The 25123-nt window shown below is 55.5% G+C and carries 17 protein-coding genes and 1 pseudogene; 3 read left to right on the forward strand and 15 right to left on the reverse strand.

Annotated features, from left to right (window positions below; genetic code table 11):
* Nucleotides 1-166: 166 nt before the first annotated feature.
* The 4 genes and pseudogenes from mukB to cmoM form a co-directional block, all read right to left on the reverse strand.
* Nucleotides 167-4624: a chromosome partition protein MukB gene (gene mukB / locus EL098_RS14790; RefSeq protein ID WP_126356944.1), complete on the reverse strand. Its 4458-nt coding sequence runs from the start codon at nt 4622-4624 to the stop codon at nt 167-169.
* Nucleotides 4621-5338 (reverse strand): annotated as a pseudogene (gene mukE / locus EL098_RS14795) (chromosome partition protein MukE). Before mukE ends, mukB begins: the two are co-directional and overlap by 4 nt.
* The gene (gene mukF / locus EL098_RS14800) at nt 5319-6641 is read right to left on the reverse strand and encodes a chromosome partition protein MukF (protein ID WP_126356945.1); all 1323 of its coding nucleotides are present in this window, start codon (nt 6639-6641) and stop codon (nt 5319-5321) included. The pseudogene mukE and the gene mukF overlap by 20 nt, the downstream one beginning before the upstream one ends.
* A 3-nt stretch (nt 6642-6644) precedes the next feature.
* Nucleotides 6645-7421 carry a tRNA uridine 5-oxyacetic acid(34) methyltransferase CmoM gene (gene cmoM / locus EL098_RS14805; RefSeq protein ID WP_126356946.1) on the reverse strand — a complete coding sequence of 259 codons (777 nt, stop codon included), beginning with the start codon at nt 7419-7421 and terminating at the stop codon, nt 6645-6647.
* A gap of 132 nt (nt 7422-7553) precedes the next feature.
* On the opposite strand from cmoM, the gene elyC reads away from it, so the two are divergent.
* Entirely contained in the window at nt 7554-8330 is a 777-nt protein-coding gene (gene elyC, locus EL098_RS14810; protein WP_126356947.1) for an envelope biogenesis factor ElyC, read from the forward strand.
* Here the strand turns inward: elyC and EL098_RS14815 are convergent.
* Nucleotides 8310-9203, reverse strand: coding sequence for a YcbJ family phosphotransferase (locus EL098_RS14815; protein WP_126356948.1), 894 nt, complete (start codon nt 9201-9203; stop codon nt 8310-8312). The two genes, elyC and EL098_RS14815, sit on opposite strands and share 21 nt — an antisense overlap.
* Before the next feature lie 311 nt (nt 9204-9514).
* On the opposite strand from EL098_RS14815, the gene EL098_RS14820 reads away from it, so the two are divergent.
* Together EL098_RS14820 and torA are read left to right on the forward strand one after the other, a co-directional pair.
* Nucleotides 9515-10672, forward strand: coding sequence for a NapC/NirT family cytochrome c (locus tag EL098_RS14820; protein ID WP_126356949.1), 1158 nt, complete (start codon nt 9515-9517; stop codon nt 10670-10672).
* A gap of 12 nt (nt 10673-10684) precedes the next feature.
* Nucleotides 10685-13177: a trimethylamine-N-oxide reductase TorA gene (gene torA, locus EL098_RS14825; protein WP_126356950.1), complete on the forward strand. Its 2493-nt coding sequence runs from the start codon at nt 10685-10687 to the stop codon at nt 13175-13177.
* A 48-nt stretch (nt 13178-13225) separates the two neighbouring features.
* Here the strand turns inward: torA and kdsB are convergent, their stop codons facing one another.
* The 10 genes from kdsB to aroA form a co-directional block, all read right to left on the reverse strand.
* Nucleotides 13226-13972 (reverse strand): 3-deoxy-manno-octulosonate cytidylyltransferase, encoded by a 747-nt coding sequence (kdsB, locus tag EL098_RS14830; protein ID WP_126356951.1) that lies wholly within the window; start codon nt 13970-13972, stop codon nt 13226-13228.
* On the reverse strand, nt 13969-14151 hold the full coding sequence (gene ycaR / locus EL098_RS14835; protein ID WP_039291513.1) for a protein YcaR: 183 nt from the start codon (nt 14149-14151) through the stop codon (nt 13969-13971). Before ycaR ends, kdsB begins: the two co-directional genes overlap by 4 nt.
* 48 nt (nt 14152-14199) lie before the next feature.
* Nucleotides 14200-15432 carry a winged helix-turn-helix domain-containing protein gene (locus tag EL098_RS14840; protein ID WP_126356952.1) on the reverse strand — a complete coding sequence of 411 codons (1233 nt, stop codon included), beginning with the start codon at nt 15430-15432 and terminating at the stop codon, nt 14200-14202.
* Nucleotides 15433-15475: 43 nt separating this feature from the next.
* The gene (gene lpxK, locus EL098_RS14845; protein ID WP_126356953.1) at nt 15476-16459 is read right to left on the reverse strand and encodes a tetraacyldisaccharide 4'-kinase; all 984 of its coding nucleotides are present in this window, start codon (nt 16457-16459) and stop codon (nt 15476-15478) included.
* On the reverse strand, nt 16456-18204 hold the full coding sequence (gene msbA, locus EL098_RS14850) for a lipid A ABC transporter ATP-binding protein/permease MsbA (RefSeq protein ID WP_126356954.1): 1749 nt from the start codon (nt 18202-18204) through the stop codon (nt 16456-16458). The genes lpxK and msbA overlap by 4 nt, the downstream gene beginning before the upstream one ends.
* 37 nt (nt 18205-18241) lie before the next feature.
* Entirely contained in the window at nt 18242-20509 is a 2268-nt protein-coding gene (locus EL098_RS14855; protein WP_126356955.1) for a ComEC family protein, read from the reverse strand.
* A gap of 201 nt (nt 20510-20710) precedes the next feature.
* Entirely contained in the window at nt 20711-20995 is a 285-nt protein-coding gene (gene ihfB / locus EL098_RS14860) for an integration host factor subunit beta (RefSeq protein ID WP_008461182.1), read from the reverse strand.
* A 115-nt stretch (nt 20996-21110) separates the two neighbouring features.
* Nucleotides 21111-22784, reverse strand: a complete 1674-nt coding sequence (gene rpsA / locus EL098_RS14865; protein ID WP_008461180.1) for a 30S ribosomal protein S1 — start codon at nt 22782-22784, stop codon at nt 21111-21113.
* 125 nt (nt 22785-22909) lie between these two features.
* The gene (gene cmk / locus EL098_RS14870; RefSeq protein WP_126356956.1) at nt 22910-23593 is read right to left on the reverse strand and encodes a (d)CMP kinase; all 684 of its coding nucleotides are present in this window, start codon (nt 23591-23593) and stop codon (nt 22910-22912) included.
* Between the two features lie 194 nt (nt 23594-23787).
* A complete protein-coding gene (gene aroA / locus EL098_RS14875) occupies nt 23788-25071 on the reverse strand; it encodes a 3-phosphoshikimate 1-carboxyvinyltransferase (RefSeq protein WP_126358466.1) in 1284 nt (427 codons plus the stop codon).
* Between the last annotated feature and the right edge of the window lie 52 nt (nt 25072-25123).

Here is a 25123-nt window from a genome sequence, read left to right on the forward strand (position 1 = left end):
TTACTGTGCTTACCGTCAAAGGCGGGAAGTAGTAGTCATTAGTATATAAACAGTAAAAACCATTTGCCTGACAAAATGTAAAGAAAATTAAAGATTAAGACGGTTCGCGGCAAAGAAAAAGCGGGCCGCAGCCCGCCTCAATGCTTGACAGCAGAAACGTCGATTTTTACGACGCGTCTGCGGTTTCAGATCCCTGCTGCGGCTCCGGCAGCGCAGGTGCTGCAAAGCCTCGCAGGCCAACAACGTGAACATGCTCGCTGTTCTGGAACACCTTACGCACCAGCTTGTAGGTGGTCCCTTTTTCCGGACTGATATTTTCTGGCGCCGCAATAATTAATTGCATTTCCAGACGTTCACACAGTTCGAACAGCGTGGCGATGGATTTGGCATCCAGACGCGCCGCCTCATCAAGGAACAGCAGGCGGCAAGGAGAAATGTCTTTGCCACGCAGGCGCTGAGACTCGTCCTCCCAGCTCTGAACAACCATCACCAGGATAGACATACCGGTACCGATAGCTTCCCCGGTAGACAGCGCCCCGCTCTCCGCACGCAGCCAGCCGTCTGAACCACGATTAACCTCAACTTCCATTTCCAGATAGTTACGGTAATCCAGCAGCTCTTCGCCAATGGTCTGCGGCGTGCGCTGACCCATGTCGATTTGCGGATTCAGACGTTGGTACAGCTTCGCCAGCGCTTCGGAGAAGGTCAGGCGGCTGCTGTTAAACAGATCCTGATGCTGTTCATGCTGTTCAGAAAGCACGTTCAGCAGCGTGGCGTGCGCCTCCCGCACGTTGACGTTGAGGCGAACGCTTTTAACCTGTCCGAAGGAGACACTCTGCAGCCCCTGGTTGAGCATGCGAATACGGTTCTGCTCGCGCTGGATCGTCTTGCGGATAATATTCGCCACGCTTCGTGAGCTGATAGCTAACTTCTGCTCACGCGAGGTCAGCTCTTCCGTAAGGCGCCCCAGCTCGATTTCCATCTGTTCGATGGCTTCAACCGGGTCGTCAGTACGGATGATATCCTGGCGGATACGCTCACGCAGATGCTGGTACACCGCAACGAAGAACTGAATCTTACGCTCAGGGCGCTTCGGATCCTCTGACAGACGAAGCACGTCGCGCAGATGCTCGTTGTCGGCAACGGCCAGGCGCAGCGCACCCAACGCTTTATCCGACATCGAGCGCAGGTCGTCACCGGAGAGATAGGCCAGCTCGCGACGGTGCAGACGGCGTTCAACGCCGTTGTCTTTCACCATACGCATTACCGCACACCAGCCCGCTTTTGCGGTCACAACCTGCTCACGCATCTCAAAATAGTTACGCTCAAGCTGCTTAAGCTTACGGGTGAGGTTATTCATCTCAGCTTCGCAGTAGGTCAGCTGTTTCTCTAGCTGATTACGGCGCGATCGGTTGTTGCTGAGAGCCGTATGCAGCTCATCGCGACGCGCACGCGCCCTCTCTTCTGCACCGGCGTCGGCTCGTACGCCAATATCCTGCAGCTCTTTATGCAGATCGGTCAGCAGCTCTTTCTTGGTATCAAACGAACTTTTCAACGACGCCAGCAGCTGGCTGTACTGGCCTAGCTGCTGAGCGTGCTGGCGCAGCGCTTCGCGAGAACGGGTACGCTCAACCTCAGCCTGTTCCAGGCGCTGACGCAGCTTCTCGTTAAGGTCGCTGTTGCCGTCCAGCATGGCAGCGGAATCGCTGTAGCTGAAGTGAGCACGACGCTGCACAACTTCGGTCAGCGCAAAGGCCCGCTGGCGTGCCTCACGCTGAATTTGCTGCGCATGAGCGTAATCGTCTTTCAGCTGCTCGAACTGCTCAGGGTCGCTCTGCAGAACGCTGGCGATCCCCTCCAGCTTAATCAGCTGGTTGCCGTACTGCTGAATAAAGCGGGCGGACTCTTCGGCCTCATCCAGACGCTCCTGAATTTCGTCGCAGCGGTCGGCCAGGGTTTCGTCATTCAGCAGGCTAATACGCGGCAGCAGGCGGTTAAGTTGGGCCACGCCCTCTTTCGCCTGTTCGAACTGCTGGCGCTGCTGCTGATTGTCATTTTCGTGGTTGTTGATCGCCCGCTCAATTTCGCCGCGACGGCTGTTGAGGTGGCGGATTTCCGCTTCCGGGTCGTCTTCAAACGCCACGCCAAGGTGCTGGCCGATAAAGCGACTGAAGGACTGGTGCAGGCGCTGGTTTTTCTGCACGTCAAATGAGAGCGTGGCAAAACGTTCAGCAAGCGATTCACGCTCATTGTGCAACGCCTCCAGGCGGTTTTCACGCGCGGCGCGGCCAAACAGCGGCAGCTCAGGCAGACGCGAATAGCGCCACTGACGTTCAGCGGTTTTAACAAGCACCGCCGCGCCCATATCTTCAACGGTAAACACGCTGTCATCGAAAGAAGAGGGATCCCCTTCGATCAGATAGAGGTCTTCCGGGCAATCTTCCAGATTTTCCAGCTGATCGCGCACCAGCGAAAGATCCGGCACCACGATAGCGTGGCGGGATGGGCCGTAGAGCGCCGAGAAGTATGGCGCATCTTCGAGGCCGATATCATCGTAAATCTCAGACAGCAGGACGCCGCCAAAACGTTCCGCCAGCGCGTTAAGGCGCGGATCTTCGGCACCACCGGGCTGGCTGAGACGCTCGATTTCGTCATCCACGGCACGCTTACGCGCCCCGACTTCATCACGCTCAACGGTGGATTCGCGCTCGCGCTCCAGCAGCTGCTGCATGTACTCAGTCACCTGCTGGCTGGCTTCGAACTGCTCGCCGCTTTGTTCGCAAAGCTGGGTAAGGCTGGTTTGCGCAGCGATCCACCTTGGGGCACGCAGGTTCAGCGTTTTGATACTCGCCTGTATCTGCTCAAGCTCCTGACGCAGCGCCATACGCTGCTCGCTTGCCTCTGCAACGGTTTGCTGCAGCGCGCCGATGCGCTCTTCTAACTCTTCGTGCAGCGCTTCAAGTTCTTCAGGATCGAACTGTTTGCCCTGGCGTTTACAGAAATCAGCCAGCAGGCGTTCGGCTTCCTGCTGCTCGCGTAGACGCTGCTCAAGCTCATTCAGGCGCATGCGCAGCGGCTGAACCTGCTCGGCCAGGTGACGCTGATTGCTGCTGTCGCGCAGCAATTCACGCGCCGTTTCCCACGCTTCGCTACGGCTAACCGGCCCGCTAATCGCGGTCACCAGCTGGTAAGCCTGCTCGAACTGGCTATGCGCAGCCTGAGCCACGCTCATTTTCTGCTCAAGCGACAGCAGTTTGTCCGTCGCCTCAATCTCTTTCGCTTTGAAGGTGTCCAGCCACTCGTCGGCGCTGTCGGCGGTTAAATCCGGCAGATGGCACAGCTCACGAGCGCGCTCTAACGCCTGCAAAGCCTGCTGATACTGAATCGCGCGAGTCTGCTGTACGTCCAGCGCCTGCTGGTAGTCGGCAAGCTGGCTTTTCAGCTCATCTACTTCCAGCTCGGCGGCCTCGGCGCGGGCTTCGTTCTCTTCCTGCTGCTCGTGGGCTTCGGCAACGATTTCATTCTGCTCTTCAAGACGAATTTGCAGCTCGTCGAGGTCGGATTCGTAACGCTCAATCTTCTCCTGCTGACGAATCGCCGTTTGCACCAGGTTCAGGTGATCGCTTGCGGCCTGGTAATCGGTTTCCAGATCGCCTTCCGCACCGCTGTGCTCGCCCAGCTCACGCGCCATATCAACGTGTTTATACTGCTCGGCAGACAGCTGCTGGCGGCTGGTCAGCAGCTCGCGGCGAAACTCGAGCGCTTTGTCCAGATGGATACGACGTTCGTTAGCGTGGCGCATATAGTCCGCTGCCACGTAGTCCGTCGCTTCCGAAATCAGGTGTTTGAACAGGTCACGGTCGGACTGGGTTACGCGAATCGCCTCCAGCGTCATGCGGTTTTCACGCAGCGCCGCTTCCATGTCCTGGAAGGCTTTGCGCACGCCGCCGTTTTCCGGCAGCAGGTAGTCACGCAGGGAGCGGGTGATCGCGCTGGAAATACCGCCGTACAGCGAGGCTTCAATCAGGCGATAGTATTTGCTGCGGTCTGCGGCACTGCGCAGACGACGAGCAACAATGCCCAGATCAAACATCAGCGAGTGGTAGTCGGTGATGGAGTTAAACTGCTTGAACTGCACGCCTTCAATGGCTTCAACTTTGTCCTTCAGCTCCTGCAGGCTGAGCACGCGAGCCTGGCGCTCGTTCAGCGTTTCGGTCAGCAGCTGAGTCGGCTGAATCGAGGTCGGCAAGCCCTGAATGGCAAATGGTTTGATATCGACTTTACGATCGCGGCCGGCAACCTGCTGCAGGCGCACGCCAACCACAACGCGCTGATGGCGAGAGTTGATCACGTCCAGCGTGGAGTAACACACGCCGGCCTTCAGCTTACCGTGAAGCCCTTTGTCACGAGAGCCTGAGGTTGCCCCCGCTTCCGTGGTGTTACGGAAGTGCAGCAGGGTTAAGTCGGGGATCAGCGCCGTGACGAAGGCCGCCATGGTAGTGGATTTACCCGCGCCGTTACCGCCGGAAAGCGTGGTAACCAGCTCGTCGAGATCGAAGGTGCGGGCGAAGAAACCGTTCCAGTTAACCAGCGTCAGCGAGCGAAATTTTCCGCGTTCAATCATTCCTGTTCATCCTCCGCGTTATCTGGTCCGGGTTGTGGCTCATCGCTCTCATCATTGAGCTGCAGGCGGCTTTCTACCGCCATGGCTTCGCCGTCGCGAATCATACGCAACTGGGCTTCACGCGGATCGTCGCCGGTACGGACATCCGCACCAAAGCGGAATACCGACTCGGTAATACGAAATTTACTGCTGTCATGCCCCATAAACCAGATCATCCCGAGACGGCGCAGGCGCGTCAGCGAGGCACGAACTTTCTCCTGCCAGCTTCTGGCGATCGAGATCGGAACCCGTTGAACGGTTGTTTACCAGCTTCAACAGCTTGTTTTCATCGGCCAGCGTCAGCAGTTCGTCATACAGCTCCTGCTGGGTGAAGATGCCTTCATTCGCCAGACGTTCCGGGCTGAGATAGAGATAACAAAGAATTTTACCGACCATCATATCCAGCTCGGAGAGCACCGAGCGCGGGATAAGCGTGGTGGAGCGTGGACGCAGATAGAAAAAGCCTTCCGGCGCGCGAATCAGCTCAACGTTGTAGCGCGCGTAGAACTCTTCCAGGTACTCCTGGAAATCCATCAAAAAGGCGTGGTTGTCCAGCTCCTCGAGGCCAATGTGGCGCCCGGCGCGCAGTTGGCTGTCGAGCGCGGGAAAGAGAGGATTGGCCAGCGCCTGTGCCAGTTTAACCGGCATCACTTGTTCAATATTTGTTGATGACATGCGCCTGTACCTTGGCTCCGTAATCGTTAATGGTTTGCCACTTCGCCGGCAATCCTGTGAAATCCGCTTCCGCTACGCCCAGACGTACCGCCTGGTCTACGACAATCCGCGCGACGTCGAAATGGCGCGCACGCGGGTATTGCACGAGGTAGTCACGCACTACAATCCCTAAATCAAGGGGTACCTGCTTCGTTTTGTAGACCTGCAGCGCCGCTTCAATCAGCGCCGCCAGCTGTTCACGAATTTCGTTAAACTCTTCAAACTCCAGCTCGTTGGGGAGTTCGCCGGTCACCTCTTCATCGCGCAGCGCCATCTCTTCATCACGCATATCCAGCAGGCGATCGGCGCTGGAATAGGTCAGCGCCCACGGCGCGTCGAAGTAGTTTTGTACCGACTGGCGGAGACGCTGGGCAAAGACGCGGTTTTTATCCATATCGATAGCGGTACGAATAAATTTATGCACATGGCGGTCGTAACCGATCCACAGATCGATGGCCTGCTGGCCCCAGCTGATAATGCGGTCCAGCTTGCTTTGCAGGTCAAAGACCAGACGGTCAATAAAGTGGAGATCGTCGCGCCCCAGAGTCGAGTCCTGCACGCGCAGCAGGTTTGCCTGTAGCTTATCGCCCGCGGCCTCCAGCGTATCCTGAAGTTCACGCAGCGTGCCGGATGTTTCTGATAGCAGCAGCTCACAGCTCGAAATGGCCGCGCGCCAGTCTTTGTTCAGCAGTTGGGCAATGTCATCTTTTACCTGCTGCTGCTGCTCGTCCATGATGCGTTGGGTAAGATCGATGCTGTCAAAGATCTCCGCAACGGAATATTTCAGCGGCGCGTAAACGTTACGGTGCCAGTGGAATTCATCGCCGTCTTCATCTGCGGCATCGGCGGCGCGTTTAAGCTCGCCGGCAACGATAGAAAGCTGCATGGAGAGGCGCAGCGTGGAAAACTCACGCTGGCGAATGTAGTAGTCGGTGATGCCGATGCCCAGCGGCGTCAGGCGATAAATCGCGTTGCCTTCGGTTAACTCGCTCACAAAGCGGTTAAGCAGGCGCTGGCGCACCATATCGTTGATGGCGTTATTGGCGCGCACGTTGATGGTTTCGCTGGTTTGTTCAAAACCATCGCTCACGTGGCGAAACGCATCAATCAGTTCTCCCTCGCTCAGCTCACCGTCAAGACGCTCGCCGTTTAAGGTGGCAACGGCCAGCAAAAACGTCAGGCGCTCGGTAGGCAGCGAAATCGAAAAATCATTTTTCCTGGCCCAGGCAACCAGTTCAGGCACTGTCTGGGAAAAATCACTCATAATTTATCCTTGGCTCTGCGGCTTAAACGCGGTTACGTGAATATAGCGGCCGAGACTGATAAACGGCTCCTGCCGGCAATAACGCGTCTCCAGCGTCAGCAAATCGTCAAAACCATCTCGTTGTTTCTGTTTATCTCGCAGGTAGTCGTGGAACACCCGCACGCCGGTTTTACCGGTAATTTGCCAGCCAATTTGCTCCAGCCAGTGGTAAACCTGTTCTGGCTGCAGCGGATTGTCGGGCGAAAGGGTTTTGCGCTTGTTTTTTTTCATCCCCTGCAGCACATATTCGAAGTTCCCGACGAACATGTTTCGCATCAGCAGGCCGTTTGCATTGTAGAACATAAGCGACAAAGTGCCGCCGGGACGCAAACAATCCCAAAGCGCTTTTAGTACGGTCTGAGGATCTGTTACCCATTCCAGTACCGCGTGAAACAATATCAGATCAACCGGGCTTTCCAAATGTTGAGCCATCTCCTGAGCGGCAGATTGTACAAAATGCATGTTGTCGCTCACACCTTTCTCCTGAGCGAGCATTTTTGCACGTGCAATCATCTCGGCTGACACATCACAAAGCACGACTTCATGCCCCAGCTCAGCAAATCGGGTTGCCGTTTGCCCTTCTCCACCGCCAGCATCCAGCACCTTTATGGCTGCGGGCTGGGTAGCGAGGAAAGCCTCAAGATCCTGCCAGAGGATCGCCTGCCGCAACTGGCCTTTGGTTGTGCCATAGATATTGTGCGAAAACTTCTCGGCAATATCATCAAAATTGCGGTCACCCATGGGTACAGCTCCGTGGCAAAAGAGGTCATCTGACAAAACCGCTATTTTGGCACAGCCGGGGCGAGAATGAACCCATCTGGTGTAATATCACTGGCGTTTACCTGCCGGATGGTTAAAAAGGATCCGAAATTCATGCTTTTTATACTGAAAAAAATCATTGGCGGCCTGCTGCTGCCCTTGCCTTTCCTGCTGCTTACCATGGGCGTTGCCCTGGCGCTGCTGTGGTTTACCCGCTGGCAGAAAACGGCAAAGGGATTACTCACCGCAAGCTGGCTGGCGCTTTTTCTGCTCAGCCTGCAGCCGGTTGCCGACTGGATGTTAAAGCCCATCGAAGATACTTACGCCACTCGCCAGCAGGGCGATAACGCGCGCTATATTGTTGTGCTGGGCGGCGGCTATACCTGGAACCCGGACTGGGCGCCGAGCTCTAACCTCATCAATAACAGTTTACCGCGGCTCACCGAGGCGATTCGTCTGAAACAGCTGAATCCTGGCGCAAAACTCATTTTTACCGGGGCCAGAGCGATGACAAACTCCGTCAGCACGGCTGAGGCAGGTGCCAGAGTTGCGGAAAGCTTAGGGGTTTCCAGAGAGGATATCATTACCCTGGATTCCCCCAAAGACACGGAAGAGGAGGCGCACGCCGTAGCGAAGCTGACAGGCCAGCAGCCATTTATTCTGGTGACGTCCGCTTCCCATCTGCCAAGGGCAATGATCTTCTTTACCCGAGCCGGGCTACACCCGCTCCCTGCCCCGGCCAACCAGCTGGCGATAACCTCCCCGCTTAATCCGTGGGAGAAGGCTATCCCGGACTCCGTCTGGCTAATGCACAGCGAGCGCGTGGTCTATGAAACGCTGGGGCGCATCTGGCAGTGGCTGAAGGGCCCATCAGGAGAGCCAGGGAAGTAGCGACTTCGAGGCAGTATCAAAGACCGGCCGGTTCAGGCGGCCGGTTTGCAGCAGTTGGGCCACCTGATCCCACAAAATATATAGCCAGCGTCGCCAGAGGAAAGACTCGGCGACAGGCGCACGCTGCAGGTAGTGCCAAAGTAAACTCTCCGCCTGCCCCGGCTCAGCGAGGCGGAACAGCTCATATTCTCGCGGCGCCCACAGCATCACGCCTGGGTTCACCATCGCCAGCAGCTGATCGCTACGCGAGTCCTTAAGCATGCTGCGAAGAGATAAGTTGCCATGGATCAGCACGCAATTGTCGCTGAAATCTTCGAACATCCGCGGCAGACACTCGCGAGTGCGGAACAGAATGCGTTTATCCTGCATCGTTAGCCCTGTGTTCTGGTACTGATTAAGCGTGCTCCAGAGCACCTCAACCCTCTGTCGATACCAGTGCGGCCAGCTGTTTTCCTGAGTGCTGTCAACGCTGCCTACGCAGCCGCCGCTGTCCACCCGATGCCAGGCAAGCAGGCCCTCGACAATCTGGTCTTTTAGCTGTTCCCAGCGGTAAGGCGTGCGGGTTGGTGCTTCGCCGGGAACACCTCGCAGGCGCTCCATCAGCAGAACATCTGGCCCGGGATGTTCTTCATGCGTGAGCACGCCGTAAACTACCGGCAGTCTGACCGTACCGGAACGCGCCAGCATCGACATTTTCCAGGCCAGCTGTGTCGCCAGACCCGGCGAGGTAAAGCTTTTTGCCAGCAGCGGCATGGCATAGCCGCTACTGTCATAGAGCGACCAAAGCGCGGTTTCAGTATGCTCGCTGATGCACTCAATACGGCTTAGTTTCTCACCCAGCAGGTGACTGAGCTCCTTACGCAGCAATTCCATACCGATTTCCCCTGGTAATACTGTTGATTTAATAATGAGCTTGCCAGGCGACATTGTCACCACGCCAGATCAACTAGGCTTGAGAAAAAATGCGTCAGCTCGGGCGCTTGCCCCCAGCTAATTTAGGATGCCTCTCATACCGCAAGGGCATTTTCCCCGTGAAATCAAAAGATAATCACAAAAACCATAGTCTTATAATGGTATTAAATAACACCTACCTGGAGCTACTCCCTAAGAAGTAGCCTCGGTTCAATACCGCGTTAACACGGGAGAGCGTCTCCGGTACCAACGCTTTAATCATGGGATGATTTATGAACAAACAAAAAAATACCTTCAGGCGCCGCCGGCGCGGATTCTGGTTATTATTTGCCGGCGCACTTGTGGGGGCATTCCTGCTGGCCGGTACGACGGCAGTAATGGATAAAACCAGCGATACCGAATTTTGCATCTCCTGCCACTCCATGCAGCAGCCGCTGGCTGAATACCAAGGCAGTATTCACTTCCAAAATGCGAAAGGTATCCGTGCCGATTGTGCCGACTGCCATGTACCACACCAGCCTCTGGATTACTTAAAAACAAAAGTGATGGCGTTAAAAGATGTCTGGGGAGAGACAGTCGGGAAGATCGATACTCCTGAGAAATACGAGTCCCACAAGCTGGCAATGGCGCAAAGCGTCTGGGAGACCATGAAAAAAAACGACTCTGCCACCTGCCGCGCCTGCCACAGCTTTGAAGCCATGGATGTTCTTGCCCAAAGTACGGAGGCTCGTCAGCAGCATCCGGCTGCCATTAAAAATGGGGAAACCTGCATCGATTGCCACAAAGGGGTGGCCCATATTCTGCCGGATATGAGCGACCTCGCGGCAAGCGGTGCCGCCGAACTTGCCAGCGCTGCAGCTCACACACCGGCGAACGCCACCACGCTCTACTCAACCGCGACCCAGCCGTTCTGGCTAAGCGTAGATAATAAACAGCACAGTACGGGTAACCTGATGCCCTCTACTGAGCTAAGCGTCGTCAAGCATGAAGGAGAGATGATCGAGGCAGATGTTAACGGCTGGCAGCAGGACGGGGTAAAGGAGGTTTTCTACGCTGCAGAGGGTAAACGCATCCTTAGCGTTCTGCTGGGTGAAGAAGCGCGCAAAAGGATTAAAACGCTGGATACCACAACCGACACCGGTACAGGCCTGACCTGGAACCGAGTCACGCTGCGCATTTGGGTGCCCGAACAGCAGTTCATCGATAAGCGGGAACCTCTCTGGAATTATGCCGCGGGGATGATGTCCGCCAACTGCACAGGCTGCCACGGCCTGACCGCATTAGACCGTTTTAATGCCAACCAGTGGATTGGCGTCGTAAAGGGAATGGCGCCGCGCACGTCACTATCACAGGAACAGTTACGGGTATTGACGCAATACGTACAGCAGCATGCCAGTGATATGCCCTCTAACTCTGCGGCAGCTCAGTAAGGAGCTATAGTAATGAAAAATAAACAGGTGATAACCCACACTTTGCAGCGAATCAGCCGCCGCCGTTTTTTGACCGGCGCCGCTGCATTGGCAAGTCTCCCTTTGCTGTCCGGAATTTGGCCCAAAACGGCGCTGGCGGAGGCTATTACTCAGGCGCTGCCGCAGTTCAGTGCGCTACGCCAGGCGCAGAAAGGTATTCTTACCGGAGCACACTGGGGAGCCTTTGAAGCTATAGTTGAAAATGGCCGTATGGTCGACGTCAAACCAGTGCAGGACGATCCTTCTCCCAACGAGCTAATCACCATGGCACCGCATCAGGTTCACGCGCCAAACAGGGTTAAATATCCGTTGGTGCGCAAAAGCTGGCTGGAAGGCGGCGCGTTAAACGGTAAACCAGAGCTACGTGGGCAGGATGAATGGGTACGTATCAGCTGGGACAAAGCCCTGACGCTGGTCAGCGAACAGATTGCTCGCCTGCAAAAAGAGCACGGCCCTCAGTCTATTTATGCGGGCTCTTATGGCTGGAAGAGCGTTGGCATCTTGCATAATAGCCGTACTCTACTTCATCGTCTGCTGAACTTGACCGGTGGTTTTTTAGATTACGCCGGAGATTACTCTACGGGCGCAGCACAGGTGATCATGTCGCACGTTGTAGGCTCAATGGAAGTCTATGAGCAACAAACCGCCTGGCCGGACGTCATCAACAACAGCGAGCTCGTTATACTCTGGGGATGTAATCCTTCAGTAACGCTGCGCAACAGCTGGAACATTCCCGACCATGTGGGCCAGTCCGGTTTTGCGGCCCTGAAGAAAAAAGGAACCCGCCTGATCAGTATCGATCCGGTACAGAGCGATACCACGCGAGAGCTGAATGCCGAGTGGCTCGCCCCCCGGCCTTATACCGATAGCGCAATCATTATCGGCCTTGCCCATACCCTGCTGACGGAAAAACTACACAACACTGATTTTTTAACCACCTACACCGTCGGCTTTGAGAAGTTTGCCGACTACCTTAACGGTACTGAAGACGGGATAGTGAAAGACGCTGACTGGGCCGCGGCGATTAGTGGGATAGAGGCCGAAACGCTGCGTACTCTCGCCCGCGATATGGCAAAACACCGCACCATGATCATGGGCGGCTGGGGTATCCAGCGCCAGCATCATGGTGAGCAACCCCACTGGCTGCTGGTCACGCTGGCGGCGATGCTAGGCCAGATTGGTCTACCCGGCGGGGGATTTGGTTTCAGCTATCACTACTCCTCCGGCGGTAGCCCAACGGCTCGCGGCGGTATTTTAGCCGGGATATCGGCCGGCCTTGCGCCGAAAAAAGGTCCATCATCTATCCCGGTAGCGCGCATAGCGGACTGCCTGGCAAATCCGGGTAAAACGATTAACTTTAACGGCAGCCGGGTCACCTACCCCGATGTGAAAATGGTTTATGTCGCCGGCGGCAATACATTCCACCAGCATCAGGATACGAATAACCTGATAAAAGCCTGGCAACGCCCGGAAACCATCGTAGTGAATGAACCGTACTGGACCGCAACGGCTAAATATGCGGACATCGTTCTCCCGGCGACAACCAGCTATGAACGTAACGATCTTGAGATGGGCGGAGACTACTCTCAGCTGTATGTCTTCCCAATGCACCAGTGTGTTCCCCCCCAGCATGAAGCCCGCAATGACTACGATATTTTTGCCGGACTGGCGGAAAAACTCGGTGTTTTAGCACAATACACCGAAGGTAAGGATGAGGCCCGATGGCTGAAAACGATGTATGACAACATGAAAGAACAGGCGCGTGCCGCCCGCGTTGCCCTGCCGCCGTTCGATATGTTCTGGGCATCAAATAATTACGTACGCTTCCCAATCCCCGAAGAGAATAAGCAGTGGGTAAGGTTCGCGGATTTCCGCGAGAATCCGCTCCTTAATCCGCTAGGGACACCTACGGGTAAGATTGAAATCTATTCAGACACTGTCGCCAAAATGAACTATGCCGACTGCCACGGGCTTCCCGGCTGGCTACCGCCGCGTGAATGGTATCAAAGTCAGGAAGCGATTAAATATCCCCTGTCACTCAATACGGCCCATCCAATTAACCGACTGCACTCTCAGCTCGATAATACGCCGCTGCGGGCCAAATATGCCGTAGCCGATCGGGAAGCTATCTGGATCCATCCGGGAGATGCCCGCACGAGAAATATTACCGATGGCGATCTGGTCCGCGCCTTTAACGATCGCGGGCAAATCCTGGTCGGTGCAGTGGTAACAGAAAGGGTGCGTCCGGGCGTCGTTCGTATTAGCGAAGGTGCGTGGTTCGACCCTGCCGACCCGACCACTCCGGGCTCGATCTGTAAAAACGGGAATGTGAATTGCCTGACCTTCGATATAGGCTCATCCAGCCTGGCACAGGGAAACTGCGGCCAGATGGCACAGCTGGATATTGAGAAATACCGAGGTCCTGTCCCGCTAAATACTGCTCATGCGGTACCAACGGGCGCCTAAAAAAATGGCTGCCTCTTTCGGGGCAGCCATTTTTTCCCATCACCGAGATTAACGCATGGCGAGACGAACGCGCTCCAGATCTTCTGGGGTGTCCACCCCAATACTTGGGATGGCTTTCGCCACGGCAACGTGAATTTTCTCGCCGTTCCACAATACGCGCAGCTGCTCAAGCATTTCGATTTGCTCGAGCTGGCTAGGCTCCCAGCTGACATAGCGACGGATAAAGCCGGCGCGATAGCCATAAATACCGATGTGGCGCAGGAAGGTGTCGCCTATCTGTTCGCGGGAAGCGGCAAAACGTTCGCGATCCCATGGGATGGTAGCGCGTGAGAAATAGAGCGCGTAGCCCTGCGCATCCATGACCACCTTCACAGCATTCGGATTAAACGCCTCTTCCGCTGACTCAATGGGAACCGCCAGGGTCGCCATACCAGCTTTGCTGTTAGCGACGTTACTGGCAACCTGCTGGATAATGACCGGCGGGATCATCGGCTCATCACCCTGGACGTTCACGATGACCGTGTCATCGCTGAAACCGCACTTCTCGATGACTTCCGCCAGACGCTCGGTGCCGGACTGATGGTCGGGGCTGGTCAGGCAAACTTCTCCGCCGGCCTCTTCGACAACGCGAGCAACGTCCGGGTGATCGGTCGCCACGATAATACGCTCAGCGCCGGACTCACGAGCGCGATCCAGCACGTGCAGGACCATCGCCCTACCGTTAATCTCTTTTAATGGTTTACCCGGCAGGCGCGTGGACGCATAGCGTGCGGGAATAATGGCGACAAAACTCATGGGTTAGTCTCGTCCGAAGTCAGCGTGCGCGCCTCACTCTCCAGCAGAACCGGAATACCGTCACGCAGCGGGAAGGCCAGGCCATCAGGCTTACAGATAAGCTCTTGCTTTTCCTGGTTATAGTAGAGCTTGCCGTTACAGACCGGGCAGGCAATGATTTCAAGTAAACGACTTTCCATAATTACTCCAGATGAGTGCCATCAACGGCACCAGAATAGCATAAACGGCTAGCTCGCCGGGGCCATTTCCCAGCCGCTTCCCCAGCTTTCTCGAAGTGCGGCTGGCAGAACGCCGAGGGTAAGCTGCGTCGCGGACTGCCAGCTTGCAAACTCGGTGAGTGCGCCGCGCAGTCCCGCTTGCAAAGCGTCGGTCACTTTTATGCCGTCTTCAAGATAGAGACTTATCACCTCAAGTACCCCCTGTTTACGGTGCATTTTGGCATCCATCCTGCCAACCAGGGCGCCTTTATACAGCAGCGGCAAAACAAAATAGCCATAGCGACGCTTTTCCGCCGGGGTGTAACATTCGAGGCGATATGAGAAGTTAAACAGTACCTCAGCCCTTCGCCGATCCCACACCACCGGATCAAACGGCGACAGAACAGCGCTGTGGGTAGCCTTGAGCTGGTTTTGCTGCGCTTTCTCGAGCTGCGGCAACAGCGAATGATGCACCAGCATCTCACCCAGCTTATCCACCTGGACGCGAACGACATTGCCCGATAGCAGCCAGGTTTCAATCACGGGTTTTAAAGACAGGTTTTTCAGCCGGTAGTAATCCGCCAGCCATTCAGGGCGAAAGATCCCCAGGCTGCGGGCGCTGTTTTCCAGCATCAGCAGCTCTGCCTCGGTTTGCCCAACCAGGTGCAAGGCATCGTCCCAGTGCGGCATAACCCGGTGGGTTAAATCATAAACCCGCTGGAAGTTTCGCCGCTCGGTCACCATCACCTCTCCGGCGGTAAACAGCCCCTCCAGGTGTTTTTTCTGCGGCTTCCATTCCCACCAGCCGCTCGCGCCTTTGCGGGGATGTTCAAAATCGGCGGAGCGAACCGGGCCATTTGCTTCGATATAAGCCAGCAGCTGTCTGATATCCTCCGCATGCTCACTCATCCACTCGGCGAGGTATTTCCAGCCCATATTTTCAGGGCTCAGCATTCGATGGCGGATGAGGGAAAAATCTTTCTTCGGCAGGAAACAGGCTTCATGGGCCCAGTATTCAATAAGCTCGCCGCTTGCCAGCGCCCCCTCCAGCCAGCCGGGTTCGAAGTGCCCAAGGCGGCTGAATAACACCAGATACGGGCTGCGGGCAACGATATTGATGGTGTCAATCTGAAGCAGCGACATGCGGGAGATAGCGTCGGTAACGTCCGAGGGACGCGCCCGGCGGCGAGGCTTTTGCAGCAGCCCCTGGGCCGCAAGGTGCAGATTCCGGGCTGCTCGTAATGAAAGTTGCACAACGGTCATGGCACACCTGTGATCGACGAACAAATAACCGGCGCCGTCAGAACTAACGCACCAGCCCCTGTAACTCCTTGAGCAACCTATCAGCAAGTGGCGAAGCTAGCTGAGCGTCCACCGGCAGGTACCACCAGTTTGCATGCCCCGCGGCAAATGCACGGCATTTCACCGCATCCTTTTCCGTCATCAGCACCGTTTGTTCTGGTGACGCAATGTTCAGCATATCTTGTTCTGTAATAGCCTGATGATCGGCCAGCGCAACGGTTTTCACCGGCGTGACGCCGGACTGTTCCAGCGTAGCAAAGAAACGCGGCGGATGACCGATACCGGCCATGGCCACAACGTTGGTGAAATCGGCCAGCGCGCGGCGCTCGCCGCTTAAAACATTGATAGCCAGTCCGGGTTCAAGACGCATGGCAATTTCACCGACCTGAGGTGCGCCGCCGTTAACGATAACGGCATCTACGCTGCGCAAACGCCCTGCTCTTTCACGCATTGGCCCTGCGGGTAGCCACCAGCCGTTGCCGAAACGGCGCACACCGTCGATAACAACGATCTCTTTATCGCGCGCCAGCGCGTAATGCTGCAGACCATCATCGGTGATAATCATTTGCGGAGCCGCAGACTGCAGCAGGGCCTTCACGGCCTCGCTACGCTTAGGGGCCACGGCGACGGGCGCGCCGGTACGCTGGAAGATAAGCACGGGCTCGTCCCCGGCTTCAGAAGGTGTTGTTTGTGCGTTGAGCACCAGTGGATAGGCCGCGGCTTTGCCACCGTAGCCGCGAGACACGACGCCAACGCGAACACCGCGCAGCTGCAGCTGCTCAACCAGCCAGATGACAACCGGCGTTTTTCCATTGCCGCCCGCCGTCAGGTTCCCCACCACAACGACCGGCACCGGAGCACGCCAGGCCTTACGTAAGCCGAGGCACCATGCCAGGCGAATCGCACCGCTGACCAGGCCATACAGCAAGGACAGCGGCAACAGCAGCACCCAGAGAGGCGATTTTCCCGACCAGATGCGCTCTATCATTCGCCAAATTGCATCTTATGCAGCTGGGCGTAGACACCGCGATGCGCCAGCAGCTCCTGGTGAGGGCCACGTTCAACGATGCGGCCATCTTCCACCACCACGATCTCGTCTGCCTGTTCGATAGTAGACAGACGGTGGGCGATAACCAGCGAAGTACGGTTCTTTTGCAATTCGTCCAGAGCGGCCTGAATGGCGCGTTCTGACTCGGTATCAAGTGCGGAAGTCGCTTCGTCCAGAATCAATATTGGGCTATCCCGCAGCAGAGCTCGGGCAATCGCGATACGCTGACGCTGGCCGCCGGAAAGCAGCACGCCATTTTCACCGATCATGGTATCAAGCCCGTTATCCATCTTACTGATGAAGTCCATGGCATAGGCCATACGCGCGGCCTTTTCAATGTCTTCGCGCGAGTACTGCTCGGTGCGTGCGTAGGCGATGTTATTGGCGATAGTGTCGTTAAACAGGTGAACGTTCTGGGAGACCAGTGCAACCTGGTTACGCAGAGAAGCAAGGGTATAGTCGCGAATATCATGACCATCAATCAGGATGTCGCCCTTTTCCTGCTCGTAGAAACGCGTGATCAGGCTGGCAATAGTCGACTTACCGGAACCTGAACGCCCAACCAGAGCAACGGTCTTGCCTGCCGGAATAGTCAGGTTGATGTCGCGCAGCGCTGGAACATCACGGCCTGGGTAGGTAAAGGTGACATTGCGGAATTCAACATCGCCTTTAGAACGTTCGATGACCTTTTTGCCGCTGTCTATTTCCTGCTCGGAATCGAGGATAGAGAACAGCGTCTGGCAGGCGGCCATCCCGCGCTGGAACTGAGCATTCACGTTAGTCAGCGATTTCAGCGGGCGCATCAGCGCAATCATTGAAGAGAAGACAACGGTGATCGTCCCCGCCGTGAGGGTTTCCATGACGCTTGGGAAACTGGCGGCATACAGCACGAAGGCCAAAGCAAACGAAGCGATAAGCTGGATGATCGGGTCGGAGATAGAGGAGGCCGAAACCAGCTTCATCCCCTGGTTACGCATGCGGTTACTCACCTTGTCGAAGCGATCGGTTTCCACCTGCTGGCCGCCGAAGATAAGCACTTCTTTATGGCCCTTCAGCATCTGCTCGGCGCTGGTTGTCACCTGCCCCATGGTGTTCTGCATGTTTTTACTGATGTTGCGGAAGCGCTTAGAAACGAAGCGAATAGCAAACGAGACGATCGGGGCCAGCACGATCAGGATGACCGACAGCTGCCAGCTATACCAGAACATCAGCACAAACAGGCCAATGATAGAGGCGCCTTCACGCACCACGGTAATCAGCGCGCTGGAGGAGGAAGAGGCTACCTGCTCAGAATCATAGGTAATGCGCGACAGCAGCGTGCCCGTTGACTGCTGATCGAAGAAGGCGACCGGCATGCCCATCATATGGCTGAACAGGCGGCGGCGCATGTTCATCACCACCATGCCAGACACCCATGAGATACAGTAACTGGAGACATAGCTGGTGATGCCGCGCAGCACCATCAGGGCAATCACCGCCAGCGGCATCCACAGCAGCACTGACGAGTCCGTTTTACCAAAACCATCATCCAGTAATGGTTTAAGCAGCGAAAGCATATAGGTATCGCTCGCAGCATTAAGGATTAACGCTATCCCAGCCACAATCAGACCCGTTCTAAATGGGGAAATCATCGGCCAGAGCCGGCGGAAAGTCTGCCACGTGGAGAGATCTTTATCGTTCTGCATTAAGTCGAACCAGCCTTTTATGAAATAGCCGCATATTCTACCCATTATCACGGGTGACGCCAAACCACTGATGATACCAACGGGTCAATATTTGTTCTCTGAAGCCAGAGATTTGCCATTTATCACCCTTTATTTCGATTGTCAGCTGCCCGGATTGCGCTGTGTCGTACCATTGATAGCCGTATTTGCGGTAGAGGCCGATAATCTTTGGCGACGGCAAACGCCAGGCGTTATAGCGTGAAGTAGAAGCCAGCGCCACGCTGCCGGAGACCGCCCTCAGCAGCGGCCCGGTGGATGATGTTCTGCTGCCGTGGTGAGGAACCTGTAATACATCTGCTTTCAACGTCTGCCAGCGCTTACTCAGCATAGCCAATTCTGCGCTGGCCTCGAGATCTCCCGTCAGCAAGAGACTAAATCCCTCCCGGCTGACCTTCACTACGCAGGAGCGGTTGTTCCCGGTTCCCTGATACTCTTCCGGCGGCCACAGCACCTCAAACTGTATCCCTTGCCACCGCCATTGCTGGTTGCGGAAACAGGGTTTATCTCCCGCCTTGTGAAGGGAGCTGAGCACGTTAAGCTTTGGCCACGCCTGCTGAAGGCTTTTTAAGCCGCCGATATGGTCAAGATGCTCATGGCTGACGATAACCTGCTCGGGCTGCAGGTTATGCCATCTTAACCAGGGGATAGTCACGGTTTTTGCCGCATCACCGCCTTGCCATGCATTTCCCGTATCGTAGAGGATCGCTTTCCCCTGACGCTCAACAACGACGGTGAGCCCATGCCCGACATCAAGCATATGGACTGCCCAGCTGCTGGCGTCAGGTTTACGCCAAAAAGGGAAAGTCATCAAAAACAGCACTGCGGCTGCCGATGAGAATGAGGTCCGCCACACGCCTGTCCGCCCTATCATCACCGCCCACCAGAAAACAAACGCTAAATATTGATAACGGCGATCCACCTCTCGCCAGCCTTGCGGCAGGCTGGCCAATAGCGCAAAGACTCCCTCCAGCGATTTATTCGCCAGCAACCAAATCCACTCCCCCATTCCCGGCAGTTCGCCAATGACCATTCCGGCCAGGATCAGGGGAACGCTAATGAAGGTAATCAAAGGAATAGCAAAGAGATTTGCGGCCAGCGAGGTCAGGCTTACGCCGTGAAATAAAATCACCTGAAGCGGAATAAGCAGTAAAGTCACGCCGGTTTGCAGATAAAGCAGATCGGCGAAAGGCCGCAGCCAGCGATTGACAGCCCTGAGCGGCAGCGGAACCCACTGATACCAAAAAATAAGCCCGCAAACCGCAAGCCCCGACAGCCAAAGACTCTCCGCTAAAATAGTCAGCGGCTCACTGAAGACAATACCGGCCGCGCAACAAAGTAACACGTCCCAGGAAGACCATTTTCTCCCGCTGAGTCGCAGCACCGCCCAGATCCCCATCCCCACCAGCGTTCTGACAGCCGGAGGACTCATCCCCGACAGCCAGGTGTAAAACAGCGCGATGCTAAAACTCATCAGCAGAGGAAAACGATACCCGATAAGAAAGGTCGGGAGGAAAAACTGTAGCGCCCTCGCAAACAGCCAGCCGATGCCGCCAGCTAAAGCAATATGCAGCCCGGAAATTGCCATGAGGTGCGCGGTACCGGTGTCACGCATAATTTTTTTGACCTCATCGCTGACGTCTATCCGCTCACCAAAACCCAGGGCAATCATGACGCCCTGCCAGGGAAGATGCGCCGTGGCTTTTTTGGCTCGCTCAAGCCACTTGCCGCGAAGATTACAGCGATCCGACAGCAAGCTGGCCTTCAGTACGCTGCCGTTGAAGGGCAGCAGCTGAGAAAGCGCATAACGCTGGCCGTCAAAACCGCCGTCATTAAGCTGCGAATGCGTCGGGCGAAGCCTCAGCGTCATCTGCCATACCTGCCCTTCGCAGACGGGTTCAGGAAAAACGCTATTCTTCAATACCACGCTGATCACCGGAAACAGATAGCGCTGGTTGAGCTTCATTATCTGTAGCTCGTGCCGTGTTTCACCGTCGCTACGGGCAATTTTTACCTGAGCAGACAGCGGCTTTTGCCCAACGTCAGCAAACACATCCAGCATTTGCCGCGCGGCCAGAAGATTCCAGTTGAGCAATAAAAGGCACAGCGCCAGATAACGTACCCAGCACAGGCGTCCCAACAATGCCGCAAGCACCAGCGTAGCGGCCAGAAGCAGCAAAAGGTCATCTCTTTCAGGGATTGTCGGCAGCCAGAGCAGTGGAAGGGAGCTCAGCAGAAAAGTACCAGCGACCACGGGTATAGAATACACATCCACCTCCTTGTTGCTGGAAGTGTGCGCCAATCTTGCCCCTGAGCCAGAAGGTTATCGGGAGAACGCGGGATGGGTTGGGCAATGTTATGCCCGGTGAACAAGGTTGCTGTGCCGCTTTAGAAACGGCTCGCAAAATAACGATATTGGCAAAAAAAATGGCACCTCGTTTGAGGTGCCATTTTTACTAACTCCGCAGAATTAGCCATAAATATTGGCGCGGTCACGCAACTCTTTACCTGGCTTAAAGTGTGGAACGTATTTGCCTTCCAGGTCCACTTTGTCGCCGGTTTTTGGGTTACGTCCGGTGCGAGGAGCGCGATAGTGTAAGGAGAAACTGCCGAAACCCCGGATTTCAATACGTTCACCCTCGGCGAGCGTAGAGGCCATATGCTCCAGCATTTCTTTCACCGCATCTTCAACCGCTTTCGCAGGGATGTGAGATTGCTGGGTTGCAAGTCTTTCGATCAATTCTGACTTGGTCATGCTTCCTCCGGTTTCCTTTCAGGAAAATTAGCTTACAGCGCTCTATCGAACAAGGGCGGCCGAAGCCGCCCTAATTTTATACCCTGGCCGAAGCCGGGATACAACGCCTGGACGATTACTCGCCTTTAGCTGCTTTGAATGCTTCAGCCATTGCGTTAGAGAAGTTGCCTTCTTCCTGTTTGTTGTTAACAGTCGCAATTGCATCTTTCTCGTCAGCTTCGTCTTTAGCACGAACAGACAGGCTCACAACACGGTTTTTACGATCAACGCCGGTGAATTTAGCTTCAACATCGTCGCCAACGTTCAGAACCAGAGTGGCATCTTCAACGCGGTCACGGGAAGCTTCAGAAGCGCGCAGGTAGCCTTCTACGCCGTCTGCTAATTCAACTGTAGCACCTTTCGCGTCAACTGCAGTTACTTTACCAGTAACGATAGTGCCTTTCTTGTTCAGCGCAACGTAGTTGTTGAACGGATCTTCCGCGAGCTGTTTAACGCCCAGGGAGATACGCTCACGCTCTGCGTCAACCTGCAGAACAACGGCTGCAATTTCGTCGCCTTTTTTGTATTCACGAACTGCTTCTTCGCCTGCAACGTTCCAGGAGATGTCAGACAGGTGAACCAGGCCGTCGATGCCGCCGTCCAGGCCGATGAAGATACCGAAGTCAGTGATAGACTTGATTTTACCTTCAACGCGATCGCCTTTGTTGTGGGTCTCAGCGAACTGCTGCCATGGGTTGTTTTTGCACTGCTTCAGACCCAGGGAGATACGACGACGTTCTTCGTCGATATCCAGAACCATCACTTCCACTACATCACCAACGTTAACAACTTTGGATGGGTGGATGTTTTTGTTGGTCCAGTCCATTTCGGAAACGTGCACCAGGCCTTCAACGCCTTCTTCGATTTCAACGAAGCAGCCGTAGTCGGTCAGGTTGGTCACGCGACCAGTCAGTTTAGTCCCTTCTGGGTAACGCTTAGCGATAGCTACCCATGGATCTTCGCCCAGCTGTTTCAGGCCGAGGGATACACGAGTACGTTCGCGGTCGAACTTCAGCACTTTAACAGTGATTTCGTCGCCAACGTTCACGATTTCGCTTGGGTGCTTAACGCGTTTCCACGCCATGTCGGTGATGTGCAGCAGGCCATCAACGCCGCCCAGGTCAACGAATGCGCCGTAGTCAGTGAGGTTCTTAACGATACCTTTGACTTCCATGCCTTCCTGCAGGTTTTCCAGCAGCTGATCGCGTTCTGCGCTGTTTTCGGATTCGATAACGGCACGACGGGATACAACAACGTTGTTACGCTTCTGGTCCAGCTTGATTACTTTGAACTCAAGCTCTTTGCCTTCCAGGTGCAGCGTGTCGCGAACTGGACGAACGTCAACCAGGGAACCTGGCAGGAACGCACGAATACCGTTCAGCTCAACAGTGAAGCCACCTTTAACTTTGCCGTTGATAACACCGACCACAGTTTCAGCTTCTTCGTAAGCTTTTTCCAGCGTGATCCAGGCTTCGTGACGCTTAGCTTTCTCACGGGACAGCAGGGTTTCACCGAAGCCGTCTTCTACTGCGTCCAGCGCAACGTCAACTTCGTCACCGACCTGAATTTCCAGTTCGCCGGCTGCGTTTTTGAACTGCTCTGCAGGGATTGCAGATTCAGATTTCAGGCCCGCATCAACCAGAACGACGTCTTTGTCGATAGCAACAACAACACCACGAACGATGGAACCCGGACGGGTTTCGATTGTTTTAAGGGATTCTTCAAATAGTTGAGCAAAAGATTCAGTCATGTTTAATCTTCAAAAGTTAGATTAACGTCCATCTGGCCTCATGCCGGATGGGGTTGTTTTACATACCCGCTCACACTCCGTTGCAGCGGGGGTACTACTCATTCGGAGGCTTTCCTGCCTGAATATCAGGCAGCAGCCAGTTTTTGGCGCGCGTATTGTAACGCTTTTTCAATCACTTGCTCAATACTCATACTGGTTGAATCCAGCACTAAAGCATCGGCAGCAGGAACCAGCGGCGCTACGGACCGGTTGCGGTCGCGATCGTCGCGTTCCTTTATCTCGGCCAAAAGGCGTTCAAAGTTAACACTAAAGCCCTTCTCCTGCAACTGCAGCATGCGCCTGTGGGCACGCTCTTCGGAGGAGGCATCAAGGAAAATTTTCACCGGCGCGTCCGGGAACACCACGGTTCCCATATCACGGCCGTCGGCAATCAGGCCCGGCGCATCGCGGAAAGCGCGCTGGCGGCGCAGCAAGGCTTCGCGCACACGCGGGAAGGCGGCAACCTGAGAGGCCGCATTTGCCACTTCCTGAGTGCGGATCTCTCCGCTCACGTCTTCCCCTTCAAGGATCACTTCCAGATTGCCGTCGGTGGACACAAAGCGGACGTCCAGATGCGCGGCAAGAGGAACCAGCGCGTCTTCGGAGGCAACATCAACATGATGATGCAGCGCAGCCAGCGCCAGGACACGATAGATCGCGCCAGAGTCCAGCAGATGCCACTGCAGCGCTTCGGCCATGGCCTTACAGAGCGTGCCTTTACCGGCGCCACTTGGGCCATCAATCGTTATTACCGGGGCGGATGCCGTCATCGTTTTCTCCTCTCTCGCTGGATTCGCGGGTTGTAAACGCCGCGCATTATACGCCGCAACCGCCAGGACTGTTATCTTTCCGGGCAAATATCCTCGGGATTCAGGCTGAGTGTAGAAGAATTGCGCAACGCACGTTGTAAGGAATCGTAGAGATAAAAGCAAAACCGCATCGGGCGATGCGGTTTCTTAGGGAGTTATGCCGGAGTGCTTATACGCGCCAGCTGTTCAAAATAGTCCGGGAAGGTTTTCGCGGTACAGCCTGGATCCAGGATAGTGACCGGTGTATCGGACAGCGCCACCAGCGAGAAGCACATCGCCATTCGGTGATCGTTGTAGGTGCCGATCTCAGCAAACGTCAGCTTTTCCGGAGGCGTGACGGTGATGTAATCCTCGCCCTCTTCAACTTCTGCGCCCACTTTTCGTAGCTCGGTCGCCATCGCGCTGAGGCGATCGGTCTCTTTTACACGCCAGTTATAGATATTGCGTAAGGTGGTCGTGCCCTTAGCAAACAGTGCCGCTGTCGCAATGGTCATTGCCGCATCCGGGATATGGTTCATGTCCATATCGATAGCATTCAGCTCACCGCGCTCGCAGCTGATGAAGTCATCGCCCCAGGTCACTTTAGCGCCCATTTTTTCCAGCACATCAGCAAAACGGATATCGCCCTGCACGCTGTTACGGCCAATACCGGTCACCTTCACTACGCCGCCTTTAATGGCGCCTGCAGCCAGGAAGTAGGAAGCAGATGATGCGTCGCCTTCAACCAGGTAAGCCCCCGGCGACTGATATTCCTGCGCACCGCGAATAACAAAGCTACGGTAGTCGTGGTTTTCCACCTCAACGCCGAAGGTTTTCATCAGGTGCAGTGTGATATCAATATAAGGTTTAGACACCAGCTCGCCTTTGATGGTGATTTCGGTATCGTTAGGCGCCAGAGGAGCCGCCATCAGCAGCGCGGTCAGGAACTGGCTGGAGACGCTGCCGTCCACCTCAACTTTGCCGCCGTTAAAGCCCCCACGCAGGCGCAGCGGCGGATAATTCTCTTGCTCAAGATAATCAATCTCAGCCCCGCCCTGACGCAGCGCATCAACAAGGTGGCCAATCGGGCGCTCTTTCATGCGCGGCTCGCCGGTCAGCACAATATTATTGCTGCCAAGACACAGCGCAGCCGCCAGCGGACGCATCGCAGTACCTGCGTTGCCCAAGAACAGCTCAAGCTCGCCTGCAGCCTGTAAAGGCCCAGCCACGCCGGTGACTTCACAACGGGTACGATCCGCCGAAAGCGTATAGCTTACACCCAGCGCCTTAAGCGCGTTAAGCATATGGCGGACATCATCGCTATCCAGCAGATTGGTCAGCACCGTAGTCCCTTTGGCCAGCGCGGCCAACAGCAGTGCACGGTTAGAAACGCTTTTTGAACCTGGCAGGTTAATGGTGCCGTCGACCAGCGCGATGGGTTGTAACGTCAGGGATTCCAGCATGGGAAAAATACTCTCAACTCAAACAGAATAAAAACCCCGCAGACGGGCT

This window comes from Cedecea lapagei (genome assembly GCF_900635955.1).
Classification (GTDB): Bacteria; Pseudomonadota; Gammaproteobacteria; order Enterobacterales; family Enterobacteriaceae; genus Cedecea; species Cedecea lapagei.